This is a genomic window from Catellatospora paridis, assembly GCF_009720365.1.
GTDB lineage: Bacteria > Actinomycetota > Actinomycetes > Mycobacteriales > Micromonosporaceae > Catellatospora > Catellatospora paridis.
On record NZ_WBZD01000037.1, the window covers coordinates 90,362 to 107,351 of the forward strand.

12 protein-coding genes are annotated in these 16,990 nt (G+C 73.7%); 9 read left to right on the forward strand and 3 right to left on the reverse strand.

Annotated features, from left to right (window positions below; all coding sequences use genetic code 11):
• The first annotated feature begins 3 nt into the window (after window positions 1–3).
• The 4 genes from F9C41_RS35815 to F9C41_RS35830 all read left to right on the forward strand — a co-directional run bounded on the left by F9C41_RS35815 (window position 4) and on the right by F9C41_RS35830 (window position 7,987).
• Window positions 4–3,615, forward strand: coding sequence for an adenylate/guanylate cyclase domain-containing protein (locus F9C41_RS35815; protein ID WP_155391285.1), 3,612 nt, complete (start codon window positions 4–6; stop codon window positions 3,613–3,615).
• Window positions 3,616–3,618: 3 nt separating this feature from the next.
• Window positions 3,619–4,536 carry a serine/threonine-protein kinase gene (locus F9C41_RS35820; RefSeq protein WP_230690257.1) on the forward strand — a complete coding sequence of 306 codons (918 nt, stop codon included), beginning with the start codon at window positions 3,619–3,621 and terminating at the stop codon, window positions 4,534–4,536.
• A gap of 155 nt (window positions 4,537–4,691) precedes the next feature.
• Window positions 4,692–5,969, forward strand: a complete 1,278-nt coding sequence (locus tag F9C41_RS35825) for a carboxyl transferase domain-containing protein (RefSeq protein WP_155391286.1) — start codon at window positions 4,692–4,694, stop codon at window positions 5,967–5,969.
• The gene (locus tag F9C41_RS35830; RefSeq protein WP_155391287.1) at window positions 5,966–7,987 is read left to right on the forward strand and encodes an acetyl/propionyl/methylcrotonyl-CoA carboxylase subunit alpha; all 2,022 of its coding nucleotides are present in this window, start codon (window positions 5,966–5,968) and stop codon (window positions 7,985–7,987) included. The genes F9C41_RS35825 and F9C41_RS35830 overlap by 4 nt, the downstream gene beginning before the upstream one ends.
• A 366-nt stretch (window positions 7,988–8,353) precedes the next feature.
• On the opposite strand, the gene F9C41_RS35835 is transcribed toward F9C41_RS35830, so the two are convergent.
• Window positions 8,354–9,442 (reverse strand): chaplin family protein, encoded by a 1,089-nt coding sequence (locus tag F9C41_RS35835; protein WP_196280093.1) that lies wholly within the window; start codon window positions 9,440–9,442, stop codon window positions 8,354–8,356.
• A 679-nt stretch (window positions 9,443–10,121) separates the two neighbouring features.
• Window positions 10,122–10,799 (reverse strand): Crp/Fnr family transcriptional regulator, encoded by a 678-nt coding sequence (locus F9C41_RS35840; RefSeq protein ID WP_120317442.1) that lies wholly within the window; start codon window positions 10,797–10,799, stop codon window positions 10,122–10,124.
• A gap of 242 nt (window positions 10,800–11,041) precedes the next feature.
• Here F9C41_RS35840 and F9C41_RS35845 point away from each other — a divergent pair, with 242 nt between their 5' ends.
• From F9C41_RS35845 to F9C41_RS35865, 5 genes are read left to right on the forward strand one after another with little or no spacing between them, the layout of a single operon-like run.
• Entirely contained in the window at window positions 11,042–12,223 is a 1,182-nt protein-coding gene (locus tag F9C41_RS35845; RefSeq protein WP_155391354.1) for a CapA family protein, read from the forward strand.
• A 10-nt stretch (window positions 12,224–12,233) separates the two neighbouring features.
• Entirely contained in the window at window positions 12,234–12,974 is a 741-nt protein-coding gene (gene nth, locus F9C41_RS35850; protein ID WP_230690258.1) for an endonuclease III, read from the forward strand.
• The gene (locus F9C41_RS35855; RefSeq protein WP_155391289.1) at window positions 12,971–13,711 is read left to right on the forward strand and encodes a TlpA family protein disulfide reductase; all 741 of its coding nucleotides are present in this window, start codon (window positions 12,971–12,973) and stop codon (window positions 13,709–13,711) included. Before nth ends, F9C41_RS35855 begins: the two co-directional genes overlap by 4 nt.
• Window positions 13,712–13,733: 22 nt before the next feature.
• Window positions 13,734–14,420, forward strand: coding sequence for an NUDIX hydrolase (locus F9C41_RS35860; RefSeq protein ID WP_155391290.1), 687 nt, complete (start codon window positions 13,734–13,736; stop codon window positions 14,418–14,420).
• 4 nt (window positions 14,421–14,424) lie between these two features.
• Window positions 14,425–15,603: a MarP family serine protease gene (locus tag F9C41_RS35865; protein WP_155391291.1), complete on the forward strand. Its 1,179-nt coding sequence runs from the start codon at window positions 14,425–14,427 to the stop codon at window positions 15,601–15,603.
• A gap of 62 nt (window positions 15,604–15,665) precedes the next feature.
• On the opposite strand, the gene mycP is transcribed toward F9C41_RS35865, so the two are convergent.
• A complete protein-coding gene (mycP, locus tag F9C41_RS35870; protein WP_230690259.1) occupies window positions 15,666–16,970 on the reverse strand; it encodes a type VII secretion-associated serine protease mycosin in 1,305 nt (434 codons plus the stop codon).
• Window positions 16,971–16,990 lie beyond the last annotated feature (20 nt).

Consider the following 16,990-nt stretch of genomic DNA (forward strand, 5'->3'; position numbering starts at 1 on the left):
GTCATGACGTGTCCTGTCTGCGGCACCGTGCCGGTGCCCGCCGCCCGCTTCTGCCACCACTGCGGCGCGGCCCTGCCCGCGGCGGCGACGCTGCCCGCCACCGAGCGGCGCGTCGTCACCGTGCTCTTTGGCGACCTCTCCGACTTCACCTCGTGGTCGGAGGAGCTGGACCCGGAGCGGGTCGGCGCGGTCACCGACCGGGTGCTGTCCGCGCTGGCCGGCGCGGTGAAGACGTTCGGCGGGCACGTGGACAAGCTGACCGGCGACGGCATCATGGCCGTGTTCGGGGCCCCGGTGGCGCACGAGGACGACGCCGAGCGGGCGGTGCGGGCCGCGCTGTCGATGCAGCGCGCGGTGCGCCGGGTGCTCGACGACGAGCGCGGCGGCGGCGCGCCGACCGGCCTGCGGCTGGGGCTGAACACCGGGCCGGTGGTCGCGGGCGTGCAGGCCGGGCTGGAGTACACGGTCATCGGCGACACCGTGAACACCGCCGCCCGGTTGGCCGACGCGGCTGCCGTGGGCGCGGTCTACGCGGGGGCGCGCACGGTCGCGGCGACCGGTTCCGTGGCCGGCTGGCGCAACCTGCGGCCGCTGCGGCTGAAGGGCAAGCGCGAGCCGGTCGAGACGTACGAGCTGCTGGGCCTGCACGATGCCCGGGGCAGCCGGGCCGGGCTGGGCGAGGAGGGCCCGTTCGTTGGCCGCGAGCCCGAACTCGGTCGGGTCGCCGGCCGGCTGGCCGAGGTCGTGGACCGCGACGAGCCGCGGGTGCTGGTGTTCACCGCCGAGGCGGGCATCGGCAAGACCCGGTTCGCCACCGAGGTGGAGCGCTTCGCCAACGGGTATGAGGTCAGCGCGGGCCGCTTCGCGGCGCGTACCCAGGCGCGGGTGCTGCCGGTGCGGTGCGCCGCGTACGGCGAGCGCCGCCGCCTCGCGCCGCTGTCCGACCTGGTCAAACTTGCCATCGGCCTGCCCGCCGACTCCGCCACGGCGGTCACCCGGCAGGTCGCCGAGGAGCGGCTGCGGCGGTTGACCACCCGGCTGACCCAGCGCAGCGAGCCAGGCAAGCCGGTCAGCGTGGACGTCGACGCGCTGCTGTCGCTGCTCGGCTACGCCGACCCGAACGAGCTGGCGCAGTGGCACGGACTGTCCGGGGACGACCCCGAGCAGCCCGGCCGGGAGACCGCCACGCTCGCGGTCGCCGTGGCGCGGCTGCTGGACGCGCTGGCCACCGAGTCGCCGCTGGTCGTGATCGTGGACGACCTGCACGACGGCACCCCGGAGACCCTCGACGCGCTCGGCTTCGCGCTGGAGGAACTGACCGGGCCGGTGCTGGTGATCCTGCTGGGCCGCCCCGAACTGGTGCGCCGGGCCGGGCAGCTGACCCGGGTCGCCGACGCCGAGGCCAACACGCTGCCGCCGCTCCGCGGTGCGGACGCCGCACGGCTGCTCACCGCATACCTCAAGGGCGGACGGCTGCCGCAGGCCGACGAGGACCGGCTGCTGACCACCGCCCAGGGCAACCCGTTCTACCTGGCGGAGCTGACCACGCTGCTGATGGAGCGCGGCGCCCTGACCAAGGCCGGCGCGCAGTGGCGGCTCACCCCCGGCTCGCTGGGCAACCAGCTGCTCTCCCGGGACCTGGCCGCGGTGCTCGCGGCCCGCATCGACGCGCTGCCCACCGAGGCGCGGGCGGTGCTGCGCGACGCGGCCGTGGTCGGCGACACCGTGCCGACCGGCGCGCTGGAGGCGCTGCGCGAACGCCGTTCCGGCCGGGACGGGCGGCCCGCCGCCGTGGTCGCCGTCGAGCTGGAACGGGCCGTCGACGAGCTGCTGCAGCGCCGCATGCTGCGCCGGGTGCGGGGCGGGTTCGCCTTCGCCACCCCGCTGCTGCGCGAGGCCGCGTACGGCGGCGTCGGCAAGGCCGACCTCGCCGACCGGCACGCCTTCCTGGCCCGCTGGGCGGCGCCCGGCGAGCCGCCGGTGCAGGTCTCCTCGGGCCGCACCGTGCCGGGCCTCACCGGGGTGGACGAGGCGATGCGCGACGCCTTCGTGGCCGAGCACGCCGAACGCGCCACCCGCCTGGCCGACGCCGTACGGCTGCGCCCGGACGTGCCCGCCCGCCAGGTCGCGCCGCTCGGCGTGGCCGCGCTGGGCCGGGCCGCGCGCCGCGCGGGACAGTCCGGCGAACCCGCCGAGGCCGTCGGCTACGGCGAGCGCGCCGCGCGGCTGGCCCCCGGCGCGCTGCCGCTGCCCGACCGGCTCGTGCACGCCCGCTCGCTGCTGCAGTACGGCCGGATCGCCGAGGCGCTGCACGACGCCGAGAAGCTGGTCGCCGACGCCACCGAGGAGCCGCGCACCCGCGCCGGGGCGCTACTGCTGGCGGGCCGGGCACAGGTGGCGCAGGGTGACCCGCACCACGCCTACCGGCTCTGGTCGGAGGCGCTGACCACGGCCACCGACGCCGAGCTGCCCGGCGAGCGCGCCGAGGCGATGCGCCGGCTGGGCATGGCCGACTTCCTCGGCGGGCGGCTGGGCGACGCGTCCAGCCGGTTCGCCGGGGCGTACCAGATCGCGGTCACCGCGGGCGACCGCAAGTCGCAGGCCTGGTCGCTGCAGAATCTGGCCTGGGTGACCACCACCCGCGGCGACTTCGCCGGCGCGGACGCGGCGCTGGCCCGCGCGGCCAGGCTGTTCGCCGAGGCCAAGGACCCGGTGGGCCGGGCCTGGCTGCGCGGCACCACCGCGTTCGCCCGGCTGCTGTCGGGCCGGCTCAACGAGGCGCTGCGCCTGGCGCACGTGTTCCTGCCGTTCGGGGAGCGGGTCGGCGAGGCCTGGGCGGTCGGCACTCTGCGCGCGGTCGCCGCGTTCGCCGCCGCCGAGCTGGGCGAGCTGGGCGAGGCCGACCGGGAGGCACGCCGCGCCTACCGCGACTTCGCCGCCGCCAAGGACGTCTGGGGGCGCGGCTTCGCGCTGGTCGCCCGGGGCGTCGTGGCGCGCGGGCTGGGCGAGTACGGCCACGCCGAGGACCTGCTCGGCGAGGCGCTGGAGGAGGGCGAGAAGGTCGGCCACCCGCTGCTGGTGGGCATGGCCGGCACGGTCCGCGGCTTCGTGGCGCTGGACCGCGGCGATTTCGAGGCCGCCGAACTCGACGCCCGGTCCGTGCTGACCATGGTGTCGCCGTACGGCGTGCTCGACCCGGCGCGGGTCGGCCCGCGGGCGCTGCTGGGCGCGGCCCGGCTGGCCGCGGGCGACACCGCGATGGCGATCCGCCTGCTGACGCCGGTGGCGGCCGCGCCGCACGCGCCGTCCATGCTCTACTCCCGCCGCCAGGGCGTCGCCCTGTACGCCGAAGCACTGCTCGCCGCAGGGCAGATCGAGGAGGCGCTGGCCGCCGCCGAGCTGGCCGAGTTGCTGCCCGCGGTGGACGTGCGCAGCCTGGTGCGCTCCGCCGCGGTGTACGCCCGGGTGCTCGCCGCGGCCGGGCGGGACGAGCAGGCGCTGGTCGCAGCCGAGCGGGCCCGGGCGCTGGCGGACGGGACCCAGCAGACGAGTGAGCGCGCCGTTGCATTGGCGACATGGGGTGCCGTCACGTCGGGGCGAGGCGCTACCGTCTAGCCCGTGAAGCACACGCCCGCCTTCCCGGAGATCCCCGGACTCACGGATCTGTCGCTGCTCGCCATCGGCGGCTACGCGACGATCTTCCGTGCCGTGCAGGGGTCGGTCGGGCGTGAGGTCGCGGTCAAGGTGGAGAACCGCACCATCGACAGCGACCGGGACCGGTCGCGTTTTCTGCGCGAGGCGCGGGCCGCGGGCAAGATGTCCGGCCACCCGCACGTGGCCGACCTGTTCGACGCGGGGGTGACCGCGGACAACCACCCCTACCTGATCATGGAGTTGTACGCGGGCTCGTACCAGGACCGCATGCCGCTGCGCCCGCACGAGGTGCGCGACCTCGGCGTGAAGATCGCCGACGCGCTCGCCGACGCGCACGAGCGGGGCGTGGTGCACCGCGACGTGAAGCCGGCGAACATCCTGATCAGCCACTTCGGCGAGCCGGCGCTGGCCGACTTCGGGCTGGCCATCCTCGCCGAGATCCGCGACCCCGACATCACCCTCGACGTGATGACCCCGGCGTACGCGCCGCCCGAGGCGTTCCGCCGCGCCGAGCCCGCGCCGCCCGGCGACGTGTACGCGCTCTGCGCCACCCTGTACGCCCTGCTGCGCGGCGCCCCGCCGCGCTGGGAACGCGACCACCCGCCCGGCCTGCTCACGCTGATCGAGATGTTCGCCCAACCGGTGCCGGACCTGCCCGAGGTGCCCGCCGCGCTGTGCGCGATCCTGCGCCAGGGCATGGACAACGATCCCGCCGCCCGGCCCACCGCGCGGGCGCTGGAGGAACTGCTGGCCGACGTCGACCTGGACGGCCCGGCGCAGGAGAACCAGTCGACGGTGGACGTGTCGAACGTCGCCGGGCCCGAGATCCCGGCCCAGCGCCAGGGCTTCTTCGGCAACCTCATCGACAAACTGTTCCAGTGATCGAACCGGGTTCCGGGCCGTCCCGGCGGCCCGTCCGGGGCCTCGATCACCCCCGGGTGTAAGTCACGACGCGCCGTCGGGCGCGTGTCGCCCTCCTTGAACCACTCGTTGCTCTGGTGTCAACAAGCGGTGGAGCACCGAGGAGCAGGTTCACCATGGCGACTCTCGACACCGCGCTGGACCCCCGCGCGCCCTCGTTCCTGGACAACCGAAGCACCGCCCAGGCGGCCCTGCGTGCGCTGGAACAGGCGCACGGGCAGGCCCGTGACGGCGGCGGCGAGAAAGAGGTCACCCGGCACCACGCCCGTGGCAAACTGCTGCCCCGCGAGCGCATCGAGCTGCTCGTGGACTCCGACACGGCGCTGCTGGAACTCGCCGCGACGGCGGGCCGCGAGGCCGGCGAGCCGGTCGGCGCCGGGCTGGTGACCGCGCTGGGCGTGGTCGACGGCATCGAATGCATGCTCATCGCCAACGACCCGACCGTGTACGTCGGCGGACCGGCCCAGGCGGGACGGGCGAAGTTCGCCCGCGCCGTCGAGCTGGCCGACCGGCACCTGCTGCCGCTGGTGCTGCTGCTGGAGTCGACGCCGGAGGAGCCGGGCCGCTTCGGCGTGCCCGATCCCTGCTTCGCGCGGCTGGGGCGGATGGCCGCACCGGTGCTCTGTGCCGTGTTCGGCCCGCTGGACGCCTGGCTCGGCCCGCTGCCCGACCTGGCCGACCACACCATCACGGTGCGCGGGCGCGGGGATGCGGCCCGGATGGACATGGTCGCCGAGGACGAGCGCGACGCGCTGCGCATGGTGCGTCAGACGGTGCGCCGGCTGGTCACCTACCAGCACGGGGCGCAGCCGAGTGCGGTCGAGCCGCCGCGGTACGAGGTGGAGGAGCTGCTGGCCGTCGCCAGCGCGGACCCGGCCGCGGTGACCGAGCCGCGCGAGGTGCTGGCCCGGGTGCTCGACGGCTCCGACCTGGACGAGTTCCGTCCGCAGCGGGGCGGTGCGCTGCTGGCCGGGTTCGGCGCGGTGCACGGCCACCCGGTGGCGGTGCTGGCGGCGACCGGTCCGGCGATCGACCCCGACAGCGCCGACAAGGGCGTGGAGCTGGTCCGGCTGGCCGGCAAGGCGGGCGTGCCGGTGCTGGTGCTGGCCAACCCGGCCGGGCACACCCTGCCGGACAGCTCCGCGCTGCTGCTGCGGGCGCTGGCGCAGGCCGACCGGATCACCCTGGTGCTGGGCACCTCGCCCGGCTCCTGGGCACTGGCCGGGCCGGGCTTCCGGTTCAGCTGGCCGGTGGGCGAGGGGTCCACTGAGCCGTACGACGGCGTGATCGACCCGCGCGACACCAGGACCGTGCTGGGCATCTGCCTATCGGTGAGCGCGTCGCCGGCCCGCAAGGCACCGGGCAACGCGCCAGAGCGTGAGGTGGCGTCATGATCCGCAGACTGCTGGTGGCCAACCGGGGCGAGATCGCCCGTCGCATCTTCGCGACCTGCCGCGCGGTCGGGGTGGAGACCGTCGCGGTCTACTCGATCGCCGACACCGACTCCCCGTACGTCGCCGAGGCCGACTACGCCGTACAGCTGCCGGGTTCCGCCCCGAGCGCGACCTACCTGCGCGGGGACCTGATCCTCGCGGCCGCCCGCAAGACCGGTGCGGACGCGATCCACCCCGGCTACGGCTTCCTCGCCGAGAACGCCGACTTCGCCGCGATGGTGGCCGACGCCGGGCTGACCTGGGTCGGCCCGCCCGCCAAAATCATCTCGGTGATGGCCTCGAAGATCGACGCGAAGGCGCTGCTGGCCGAGGCCGAGGTGCCGGTCCTGCCCAGCTGGACCGATCCGTCCGCGGTGGACGAGTATCCGGTGCTGGTCAAGGCGGCCATCGGCGGCGGCGGCCGCGGCATGCGCATCGTGCGTGACGCCGAATCACTGGGCGAGGCGGTCTCCTCGGCCCGGCGGGAGGCGTTCGGCGCCTTCGGCGACTCCACGGTGTTCTGCGAGCGCTACGTCGAGCAGGCCCGCCACATCGAGGTGCAGATCGTCGCCGACCAGCACGGCAACATCGTGACGCTGGGCGAGCGCGAGTGCTCCATCCAGCGCCGGCACCAGAAGATCATCGAGGAGGCGCCGTCGCCGGCCGTCTCCCCGGAACTGCGCGAGAACCTGTGCGCCGCGGCCGTGCTGGTCGCCGAGGCCATCGGCTACGTCGGCATCGGCACGGTGGAGTTCCTGCTCAGCCCGGACGGGGAGTTCTACTTCCTGGAGATGAACACCCGGCTGCAGGTCGAGCACCCGGTCACCGAGTGCGTCACCGGATTCGACCTGGTCCGGCTGCAGATGTACCTGGCCGAGGGCGGGCAGCTGCCGTTCGCGTCCGCGCCGCCCATGCGCGGGCACTCGATCGAGGTGCGGCTGTGCGCCGAGGACCCGGCCAGCAACTGGCTGCCCGCCACCGGGCAAGTGCACCGGTTCGAGGTGCCCGAGGTCTCGGCCCAGTTCCGGCCCATGCTCCAGCCCGGCATCCGGGTCGACTCCGGCGTCGAGCCCGGCACCGTCGTCGGCGTGCACTACGACTCGCTGCTGGCCAAGCTCGTGGCCTGGGCGCCCACCCGCTACGAGGCCGCCCGCATGCTGGCCGGCACGCTGGCGCGGACCCGCATCCACGGCCTGGTCACCAACCGCGACCTGCTGGTCCGGGTGCTGCGGCACCCGGCGTTCCTCACCGGCCAGATCGACACCGGCCTGCTGGACCGGCAGCCCGAGGTGTTCGCGCCGCTGCTGTCCTCGGTGGAGGCGGTCCGGCTCAGCTGCCTGGCCGCGGCCCTGGCCGCCGCCGCCGGGCGGCGGGCGGCGGCCCCGGTGCAGCGCGGCATCCCGTCCGGCTGGCGCAACGTGCCGACCGGTGCACAGACCGTGGTGTACGACGGACCCGCCGGCCCGGTCGAGGTCGGCTACCGCCTCGACGGCACCGGCGCGCTCGCGCAGTGGTGGGTCCGCGCGGTCGACCCCGAGGAGCTCGACCTCGCCGGGCTGGGCCAGGTCGGCCCGGTCGACGACCACCCGCCCGTCGCAGTCGTCTCGGCCGCCCCGGACGAGGTCGTGCTCGACGTGGCCGGCATCCGGCTCGCCCTGCACGTGCACGAGGTCGGCGAGACCGCGTACGTCGACAGCGCCGAGGGCTCGCTCGCCCTGCGCCGGCTGCCCCGCTTCCCGGAGCCGGTGCAGGAGCTGGAGGAGGGCTCGCTGACCGCGCCGCTGCCCGGTGCGGTGGGCCGGGTGCTGGTCGCGCCCGGCCAGCGCGTCGGTGCCGGCGACCTGCTGCTGACCCTCGAGGCGATGAAACTGGAGCACCCGGTGCACGCCCCCGCGGACGGCGTGGTCGCCGTGGTCACGGTCCGCCCCGGCGTACTCGTCGACACCGGCGCCCTCCTCGCCGTCCTCACCCCGGCCTGATCCGGTCCTACCTGGCCCCACCTGCCGTAACTCTTAAAGACTCGCGCCCACAGGAGCTTCCTGTGGGCGCGAATCTTTAAGACTTGTCGGGTGGCCGGGTGGCCGAGGGATCGGGACTGGGGCGGTTGTTGGGGGAGCGCCTGACGGGGGACGAGAAAGGACGCCCCCCGGTGGACTGGATGGTGTCCGGTCCGGGGGACGTCCTTCGGTGGTGCGTTGGTCAGCGCGGGTCTTCGGTCAGCGAAAGGGAGTCGCGCTGGTTGCCGGCCTGCCGGCGAGGTGAGGCGGGTGCAGTGTTTCGCCGGTTCCGGTCCGCGGGTGACTTCTCAAGTCATCGTGGGCCGTGCCCGCCGGCAGGCCGGACGGTTACTGGTTGGCGGACGCGCCGCCGACGCTCCAGGCGGCCGCGTCACCCAGCACGCCCACGGCGACGCCGCTGACGTTGATCGGGATCTGGATCGGCGCGTACACCTGGGTGCCGTTCAGGATGCCGTGGTTGCCGGCGCTGATCATCTTGACGTCACCGTCGTGCTGGTGGTGGCGACCCTGGTGGTTGTGGCTGTGGTCGTGACCGTGGTCCGGGCAGGGCTGCGGCCGCGGGCGCGGCTTGGGCTTCGGGTGGTGGTTGTTGCCGCCACCGTGACCGCCGCAGCCGCTGTTGCAGGTCGTGCCGTTGCCGCCGCCGTTGCCGCCGGTGCTGTTGTTGCCCTCGGTGGCGTCGCTCTCGGTGTCGAAGCGGCCCATGGTGCCGACCGCGTCCAGCGCGCCGATGTCGATCGCGTCGGCGCCGCGCGCCACACCCTGGTTGCCCAGCAGGCCGCCGACCACCGGCAGTCCGCCCTTGGTCAGGTCGCCGACCAGCGGCAGGCCGCCGTTGCCGAGGCTGCCGACGAGCGGGAGACCGCCGTTGCCGAGGTTGCCGACCAGCGGGAGGCCGCCCTTGGTCAGGTCGCCCACCAGCGGCAGGCCGCCGTTGGCCAGGCCGCCCACCAGCGGCAGGCCACCCAGCAGGTCGCCGGACTCGGCCGACTCGCGACCGTACCCGTCGTGGTCGTCGTCGTGGTCGCAGCGGCTGTCGCACTGGTGCTTCTTCTTGTGGTGGTCGCCGTCGATGTCGGCGCTCGCGCCGCCGTCGCACCACGCCGAGGCGCTGCCGAGCACGCCCGCGGCCACGCCGCACACGTTGATCGGAGCCTGGATCGGCGCGAAGACCTGCGTGCCGTTCAGGATGCCGTGGTTGTTGGTGCTGATCAGACGGGCGTCGAAGACACCGTCGAGCTCGGCGGCGCTGCCGCCGGTGCAGCCGGCGACCGCGTCACCGCCCACGCTCGCGGCGACGCCGCAGAGGTTGATCGGAGCCTGGATCGGAGCGAAGACCTGGGTGCCGTTGAGCACCCCGGTGTTGCCCGCACTGATGACGGTGGCCTCGGCGTACGCGGCGGTGCCGGTGGCCATGACCGCGCCGGCAGTGAGAGCGCCGGCCTTCAGTGAGCGTCGAACCCACGTGTTCATAGTGGTAGGGACCTCTTTCGATCGTCGGAGACATCCGACCGACCGATCGAGGCGGTGCAAGAGGTGTCCAGTTCGCCCAGGCACAGGCGAAAGGTCACCGCACGATCGGTCAATGTGGACACGTCTAGCCGCGCTCAATTTGCGAGGTTCGCGACCACTCGGACCAACGAAGTCCCACTGGGGCTGACATGTCAGCGACAAGTTCCCGACACTTTGACCAGCCAATATGTACAGGTTTGTCCGGATTTGACCACGATCCAGAAGGTTCCACGGACCACCCGCCGCAACACCTAACGACGCGGCCCCTCATCCGTCGCTCGGCTGCCCCACATCGTCCGAACGTATGACCTCACCAGTCGCCACCCGCCGACGCTCACCCCTGCGCGGCCCCGGATGCGCCCACGCCGTGCCGCGCAAGATCATCCGACTTGCCCGGCAGGTGTGCGTATCTTGAGCGCGCATTCGCCCATGTGCCGGGCAAGCCGAGCGATCATGCCCGGCCCGGCGCGGTCCGGCGCGGTGCGCGGTCGTGGGTGGTCGTGGGGCATTGGGTGTGGACATGGTCGCGCCCACCGTCGCGTGCCGGTGGGCACGGGAGGTGGGCGCGGGGTGGTGCGGAAGGTCAGACGCGGGCGCGTCGGGCCAGGCGCTCCGGGTCCAGGATGATGACGCTCTTGCCGTCGAGGCGCAGCCAGCCGCGCGAGGCGAAGTCGGCCAGGGCCTTGTTCACCGTCTCGCGCGAGGCGCCGACGAGCTGCGCCAGCTCCTCCTGGGTGAGGTCGTGGGTCACCCGGAGCACGCCGCCGTCGCGGGTGCCGAATCGGCCCGCCATCTGCAACAGGTTCTTGGCGACCCGGCCGGGCACGTCGGTGAAGATGAGGTCGGCCAGCGCGTCGTTGGTGCGGCGCAGGCGGCGGGCCAGCACGCGCAGCAGCTGCTCGGCGATCTCGGGCCGGTTGTTCAGCCAGGGGCGCAGGGCCTGCTTGCGCAGCCGGGCCAGGCGCACGTCGGTCACCGCGGTGGCCGTGGCGGTGCGCGGGCCGGGGTCGAACAGGGAGAGCTCGCCGAGCATGTCGGAAGGCCCCATCACGGAGACGAGGTTCTGCCGGCCGTCGGCGGCGCGTCGGCCCAACTTGATCTTGCCGGAGAGTACGATATAGAGGCTGTCTCCAGGCTCACCCTCGTTGAACACGATCTCGCCCTTGCGGATCTCGATCGTTTCCATCTCACGAGCAAGTGCCTCGGCGGCCTCCGGGTCGACACCCTGGAAGATCCCGCTACGAGCCAGCACCTCGTCCATCGCCTACCTCCATCGACGCGGATCGTGGGCATACCGTGGATTAACTCGTCGCTACACGTACGCCGCGCGAGGTCAGTCTAGGCGCACGCAGGTGGCAACCGGACGCCAACCCCCGTAATCCTGCGACCTCGGCCGGTGCCGGTCGTGGCACCGGGCGGGTAGAGTGCCCGGCGATGTCCACACACCCCCTGAGCCGCCCCGATACCCCCGCATCGTCCGCGCAAACGCCGCCCCGCTCCACCATGGACCGGGTGTTCGGGTCGCTTCGCGCGCGTCCGGGGGTCTCTGCCGCGGGCGCGATCGTGCTCCTTGTCACAGTCGTCGGCCTGGGCTTCTCGGCCCTGACCTCGCCGGCCGACGCCGTCACGGCGCAGTGGCACACCCCGGAGGGTGCCGCCGTCACGCCGACGACCGCCCCCGCCGAGCCCACCGCGGACCCGGCGGCCAACGCCATCAGTATGTCCGCGACCGGCGACATCATCATGGGCGACGCGCCGCAGGATCTTCCGCCGAACGGCGGCAAGGGCTACTTCGACAAGATCAAGCCGTTGCTGCCCGCGGATCTGGTGATGGGCAACCTGGAGCAGCCGATCACGGACGAGACGGGCACCGGCAAGTGCCCGCAGCCCAAACCGGGCGAGCCGGTCAACTGCCACCAGTTCCGGGTGCCGCCGTCCTACGCCCAGCACCTGGTGGACGCCGGGTTCGACCTGCTCAATACGGCCAACAACCACAGCCGTGACTTCGGCAACGCCGGGTTCACCAACACCCAGCGGGCGCTGGACTCCGCCGGGCTCAAGCACACCGGGGCCACCAACCAGATCACCGTCGCCGACGTCAAGGGCGTGAAGGTCGCGGTGCTGGGCTTCTCCTCGTACGCCGGCAACAACCCCCTGCTCAACCTGACTGCGGCCAAGACGATCGTGGCGAAGGCCGCGGAGCAGGCGGACCTGGTCGTGGTGCAGGTGCACATGGGCGCCGAGGGTGCGGACAAGAGCCACGTCCGGCCGGGCACCGAGAACTTCCTGGGCGAGAACCGGGGCAATCCGCACGCCTTCGCCCGTGCCGTGATCGACGCCGGCGCCGATCTGATCATCGGGCACGGCCCGCACGTGGTGCGCGGCATGGAGTTCTACAAGGGCCGGCTCATCGCGTACAGCCTGGGCAACTTCGCCGGCGGCGGCCAGCTGCGCAGCGAGGGCCGGCTGGGCTGGGGCGGCGTGCTGAAGGTGACCCTGAACCCGGACGGCGGCTTCGTCTCCGGGCAGTTCCACTCCACGATCTTCAGCGGCACGCACGGCGTCCCGCAGCCCGACACCAAGGAGCGGGCGCTCGGGCTGATCACCCAGATGACCAAGGAGGACTTCGGCGCGAGCGGCGCGGTGCTGAGCGCGGACGGGGCGATCAGCGCACCCGCGACGTAGGCTCTCTGCCGTGGTATCGGTGACGGGCGAGACCGACCTGGCGCGCAAGCGCCGGGTCCGGCGGATGGCGCGCGAACTCGCCGTCATCCATCCAGACGCGCACTGCGAGCTGGACTTCACTGACCCCCTCGAACTGGCGGTCGCCACCATCCTGTCGGCGCAGACCACCGACGTGCGGGTCAACCTGACCACCCCGGCCCTGTTCGCGAAGTACCGCACCGCCGCCGACTACGCCGGGGCGGACCGGGTCGAGCTGGAGGAGATGCTCCGCCCGACCGGCTTCTTCCGGAACAAGGCGGCCTCCCTGATGGGCCTGGGCCAGCAGCTCGTCGACCGGTTCGGCGGCGAGCTGCCGCGCACCCTGCCGCAGCTGGTGACGCTGCCCGGCATCGGCCGCAAGACCGCCAACGTGATCCTCGGCAACGCCTTCGGCGTCCCCGGCATCACCGTGGACACCCACTTCCAGCGGCTGGTCAACCGCTGGGCGTGGACGGCGGAGACCGACCCGGTGAAGATCGAGCACGCGGTCGGGGCGCTGGTCGACAAGCGCGACTGGACGATGCTGTCGCACCGGGTGATCTTCCACGGTCGCCGGGTCTGCCACGCCCGCAAGCCCGCCTGCGGCGCCTGCCCGCTGGCGAGCATGTGCCCGTCGTACGGCACCGGCCCGACCGATCCCGCCGAGGCGGTCAAGCTGCTCAAGGGTCCGCGTGCCGCGGAGATCGCCGCCCTCGCCGGGGTCGGCGCATGAGCCTGCCCACCCAGCGGGCCCGCCGTCAGGGCCTGCACCAGGCCGCGCTTTCCGGGAAAATGTCGCCACCCGCCGCCGTGAAGCGGCGTCTTTCCGTGACGGGCGCCCTGGCTGCGGCCGTGACCGCCGCGACCCTGCTGGCCGGGTGCACGGCTTCGGGCGCGGCGCAGCCCGATGAGCCGGTGCCGCAGCCGTTCGCGGCCTGCGCTCCGCTCATCGGCGGCCCGGCCGCCCCGAACGCGACCCTCCCGTCGAGCGACACCGCGGCACCCGGCGGCACGGCCGCCACCGCGTCCGGCGGGGCCGGTTCGGGCGGCGGCAAGACCCGCGTGATCCGGCTGCCGGACCTGTCCCTCGACTGCATGGCCGGGGGCGCTCCGGTGCGCCTGGCCGAGTTGCGCGGGCCGCTGGTGATCAACCTGTGGGCGTCCTGGTGCCCGCCGTGCCGCCAGGAGTTGCCCGCCTTCCAGCGGCTGGCCGAGAGCGGCCGGGTGCCGGTGCTCGGTGTGGTCACCGAGGACGGCCGCGACGCGGCGGCCTGGCTCGCCGACGAGCTGAAGGTGAGCCTGCCGACCGTGTACGACCGGTCCGGCGGGCTTAAGACCGCCGTCGGCGAGAACCTGCTGCCGCTGACGCTGTTCGTCGGGGCGGACGGCCGGGCGACCGTCTACCGCGACGTCGCGCTGACCGACCAGACCCTGGCGCAACGGGTCGAGCAGCACTTCGGCCGTGCATGAACGGGCGCAACGAGGGGAAGTCATGAGCGAAGTGGCCACCAGGCAGCCGCCGGCATGGTTCGAACCGCTGCTGACCCGGGTGCGCGCCGCGCGTGCCGTCGACTTCACCCGCATCCCGACCCCCGACGAGGGCGGCCGGCCCGCCGCCGTGCTCATCCTGCTGGCCGAGGGCGAGCAGGGCCCTGACGTGCTGATCATGCAGCGCTCCGCGACCCTGCGCAACCACGCGGGCCAGCCCGCGTTCCCCGGCGGCGCGGTGGAGCCGGAGGACGCCGACCTGACCGCGACCGCGCTGCGCGAGGCGAACGAGGAGGTCGGGCTGGACCCGACCAGCGTCACCGTGCTGGCGCAGCTGCCCACGCTGTGGATCCCGGTCACCGACTTCCTGGTCACCCCCGTGCTGGCCTGGTGGCATGCGCCGCACCCGGTCGGCGCGCACGACCCGCGCGAGGTGGCGCACGTGGCCCGGCTGCCGCTGGCCGAGCTCGCGGATCCGGACCACCGGCTGCGGGTGCGCCACTCCAGCGGGTGGATCGGCCCGGCGTTCCAGTCGCGCGGCATGCTCGTCTGGGGTTTCACCGCCGGCGTGCTGTCCACGCTGCTCGAACTCGGCGGCTGGGCGCGGCCCTGGCCCACCGACCGGATCGAGGCCCTGCCCACCCCGCCCGCCACGCTTAGTGGCACCGCCGATGTCCCTTCCGTAGGCTGAGCCGATGTCGGTCGTCGACGGTGTCCTGATCATCCTGCTGTTGCTGTTCGGTGTGAGCGGCTACCGGCAGGGTTTCGTGGTGGGCGTGCTCTCGTTCATCGGATTCTTCGGGGGCGCCCTGATCGGCCTCCAGCTCGGGCCGCTGCTCGCCGGGCTGCTCGACGACTCGGTGCTCAAGCTCGTGGTGTCGCTCATCGCCGTGTTCGGCCTGGCCGTGCTCGGCCAGTCGCTGGCCGGCTGGTGGGGCGGCAAGCTGCGGCGGGCGATCACCAACCGGGCCGGGCAGACCGTCGACGACCTGGGCGGCGCGGTGGTCTCGGTGCTCGCCGTGTCGCTGGTGGCCTGGCTGGTCGCGGTGCCGCTGAGCGACGCCGCGCAGCCCGGGCTGGCCAAGGCGGTGCGCAGCAGCAGCCTGCTCGCGGCGATCGACTCGGTGATGCCGGGCGAGGCGAAGGCGCTGACCGAGGCGCTGCGCGACACCGTCGACACGAACGGCTTCCCCGAGGTGTTCGGCGACCTGGTGCCGACCCAGGTCAAGGAGGTGCCTGCGCCGGATCCGAAGCTGAAGGGGTCGCAGGTCGTGCTGAACGCCAAGAAGTCCGTGGTGAAGGTGCTCGGCAGCGCGCCGAGCTGCAGCCGCCGCATCGAGGGCTCCGGCTTCGTCTTCGCCGACGAGCACGTGATGACCAACGCGCACGTGGTGGCCGGCACGAAGACGATCCGGATCGAGCTCAACGGGGCCCGGCTTACGGGCAAGGTCGTGGTGTACGACCCCGAGCGCGACCTCGCCGTGATCCACGTGCCGTCGCTGAACGCGCCGGTGATGCGCTTCGCGAACTCGCCCGCCAAGACCGGCGCCGACGCGATCGTGCTGGGCTTCCCGCTGGACGGGCCGTACGACGCGCAGTCGGCGCGGGTGCGCGACGTCGGCGACATCACCGGCCCGGACATCTACGAGGACGGCACCGTCACCCGCGAGGTCTACACCATCCGCGGCCTGGTGCGCAGCGGCAACTCGGGCGGCCCGCTGGTCGCCGCGGACGGCAGCGTGCTCGGTGTGATCTTCGCGGCGGCCGCCGACGACCCCAACGTCGGCTACGCGGTCACCGCGGACGAGGCCTCCACGGTCGCGCTGATGGGCCGCACCCGCACCAGCGGGGTGGGCACCGGCAAGTGCGCCTGAGCCGTCACCGGCCGTCGGGCGCCTGCTGAGGACTCAGCGGCTTCGGGCAGCCCGGCTCGGTGTCACCGGCCGTCGGGCAGCCTGCTCGATTTGAGGTCCGCGCGGCGCAGCGCGGTGATCGCGCCGCCCGCCAGCGCGACGACCCCGACCAGGGCCAGGTTCAGCCCACCGCGCTCGCGGCGCGGCAGCGCCTCGGCGGTGGCCTCGGCCGTGGCGGACGGCGATGTGGCCGGCGAGGGGCTCCTCGTCTGGGCCGGTGCCGTGCCGAAGCCCGCCTTGCCCGGCGGCGGCGCGGTGTCCAGCGTGTTCGTCCGGACCGGTGTCACCTCGGCGGTCAGCGCGGCGACCGGATCGACCAGGCCGTAGCCGTACTCGTCGTCGCGTCCCGCCGGCCCGAGATCCTGCGCGGTCGTGATCAGGCGCTGCACCACCTCGGCGGCGGGCATGTCCGGCCAGCGGGAGCGGACCAGGGCTGCGGTCGCCGACACCAGCGGGGCGGCGAAGCTGGTGCCCTGCACCTTCCAGTAGCCGCCGGGCCGGGCGCCGACCAGGTCGGTGCCGGGCGCGGCCAGCACGGCCTGCTCGCCGGTGAGCGAGCCCTGCCAGAGCTGGTGTTGGGTGCCAGGAGCGATCGCGGTGACCGCGAGCACGCCCGGCTCGCGGGCCGGATACCAGATCTCGGTGGGGCCTCCGGTGCTCACGTTGCCGACGCAGGCGACCACGACGACGTCCTTGGCGAACGCGTAGTCGATGGCCTCGGCCAGCGCGTCGCTGGCGATGCCGCCGCCCAGGGACAGGTTCACCACGTGCGCGCCGTGGTCCACCGCCCAGCGGACCCCTTCGGCGACCACCCGCGCGTCGTCGTACTTGTTGCCCTCGTCGAGCACCCGTACCGGCAGGATCTTCGCCTTCGGCGCGAGCCCGACGACCCCGCGGCCGTCGTCGGCGCGGCCGGCGATCAGCGCGGCGACCGTCGTGCCGTGGCCGACCGGGTCGTCGCGGCCGTCGCCGGAGTTGTCCACCAGGTCCAGGCCGTTCAGCACCTGGCCGTTCAGATCGGCATGGTCGCCGACGCCGGAGTCGACCACCGCGACGGTGACGCCCGCGCCGTCGGCCAGCTGCCACGCCCGCGTGGCGTGCAGCGTGGCCAGCTGCCACTGGTCGTCGGCGGTGCCGGCACGGGACGCGCGCTGCTCCGCGGCGCCTGCCCGCAGCTCTGCGACCTCGGGCGTGGCGGCGTCCTGCGGCGTGGTCGCGGCCAGGCTGCCCAACGCGGCCAGTATCAGCGCCCCCACGACGCGTAGCAGCGCCGTCGCATCTTTTCGCGGCACGGCGCTGACCAGGCGGGGAGTCCGGAGTCTGGACACAGTGCCGCCATTCTCACACG

Excerpts from the sequence above, each read along its gene's own strand:
- F9C41_RS35845 (WP_155391354.1), top strand. The coding sequence starts at position 11,042 with ATGGACCGGGTGTTCGGGTCGCTTCGCGCGCGTCCGGGGGTCTCTGCC.
- F9C41_RS35835 (WP_196280093.1), bottom strand. The coding sequence starts at position 9,442 with ATGGCCACCGGCACCGCCGCGTACGCCGAGGCCACCGTCATCAGTGCG.
- F9C41_RS35825 (WP_155391286.1), top strand. The coding sequence starts at position 4,692 with ATGGCGACTCTCGACACCGCGCTGGACCCCCGCGCGCCCTCGTTCCTG.
- F9C41_RS35855 (WP_155391289.1), top strand. The coding sequence starts at position 12,971 with ATGAGCCTGCCCACCCAGCGGGCCCGCCGTCAGGGCCTGCACCAGGCC.
- F9C41_RS35865 (WP_155391291.1), top strand. The coding sequence starts at position 14,425 with ATGTCGGTCGTCGACGGTGTCCTGATCATCCTGCTGTTGCTGTTCGGT.
- F9C41_RS35815 (WP_155391285.1), top strand. The coding sequence starts at position 4 with ATGACGTGTCCTGTCTGCGGCACCGTGCCGGTGCCCGCCGCCCGCTTC.
- F9C41_RS35860 (WP_155391290.1), top strand. The coding sequence starts at position 13,734 with ATGAGCGAAGTGGCCACCAGGCAGCCGCCGGCATGGTTCGAACCGCTG.
- F9C41_RS35840 (WP_120317442.1), bottom strand. The coding sequence starts at position 10,799 with ATGGACGAGGTGCTGGCTCGTAGCGGGATCTTCCAGGGTGTCGACCCG.
- F9C41_RS35830 (WP_155391287.1), top strand. The coding sequence starts at position 5,966 with ATGATCCGCAGACTGCTGGTGGCCAACCGGGGCGAGATCGCCCGTCGC.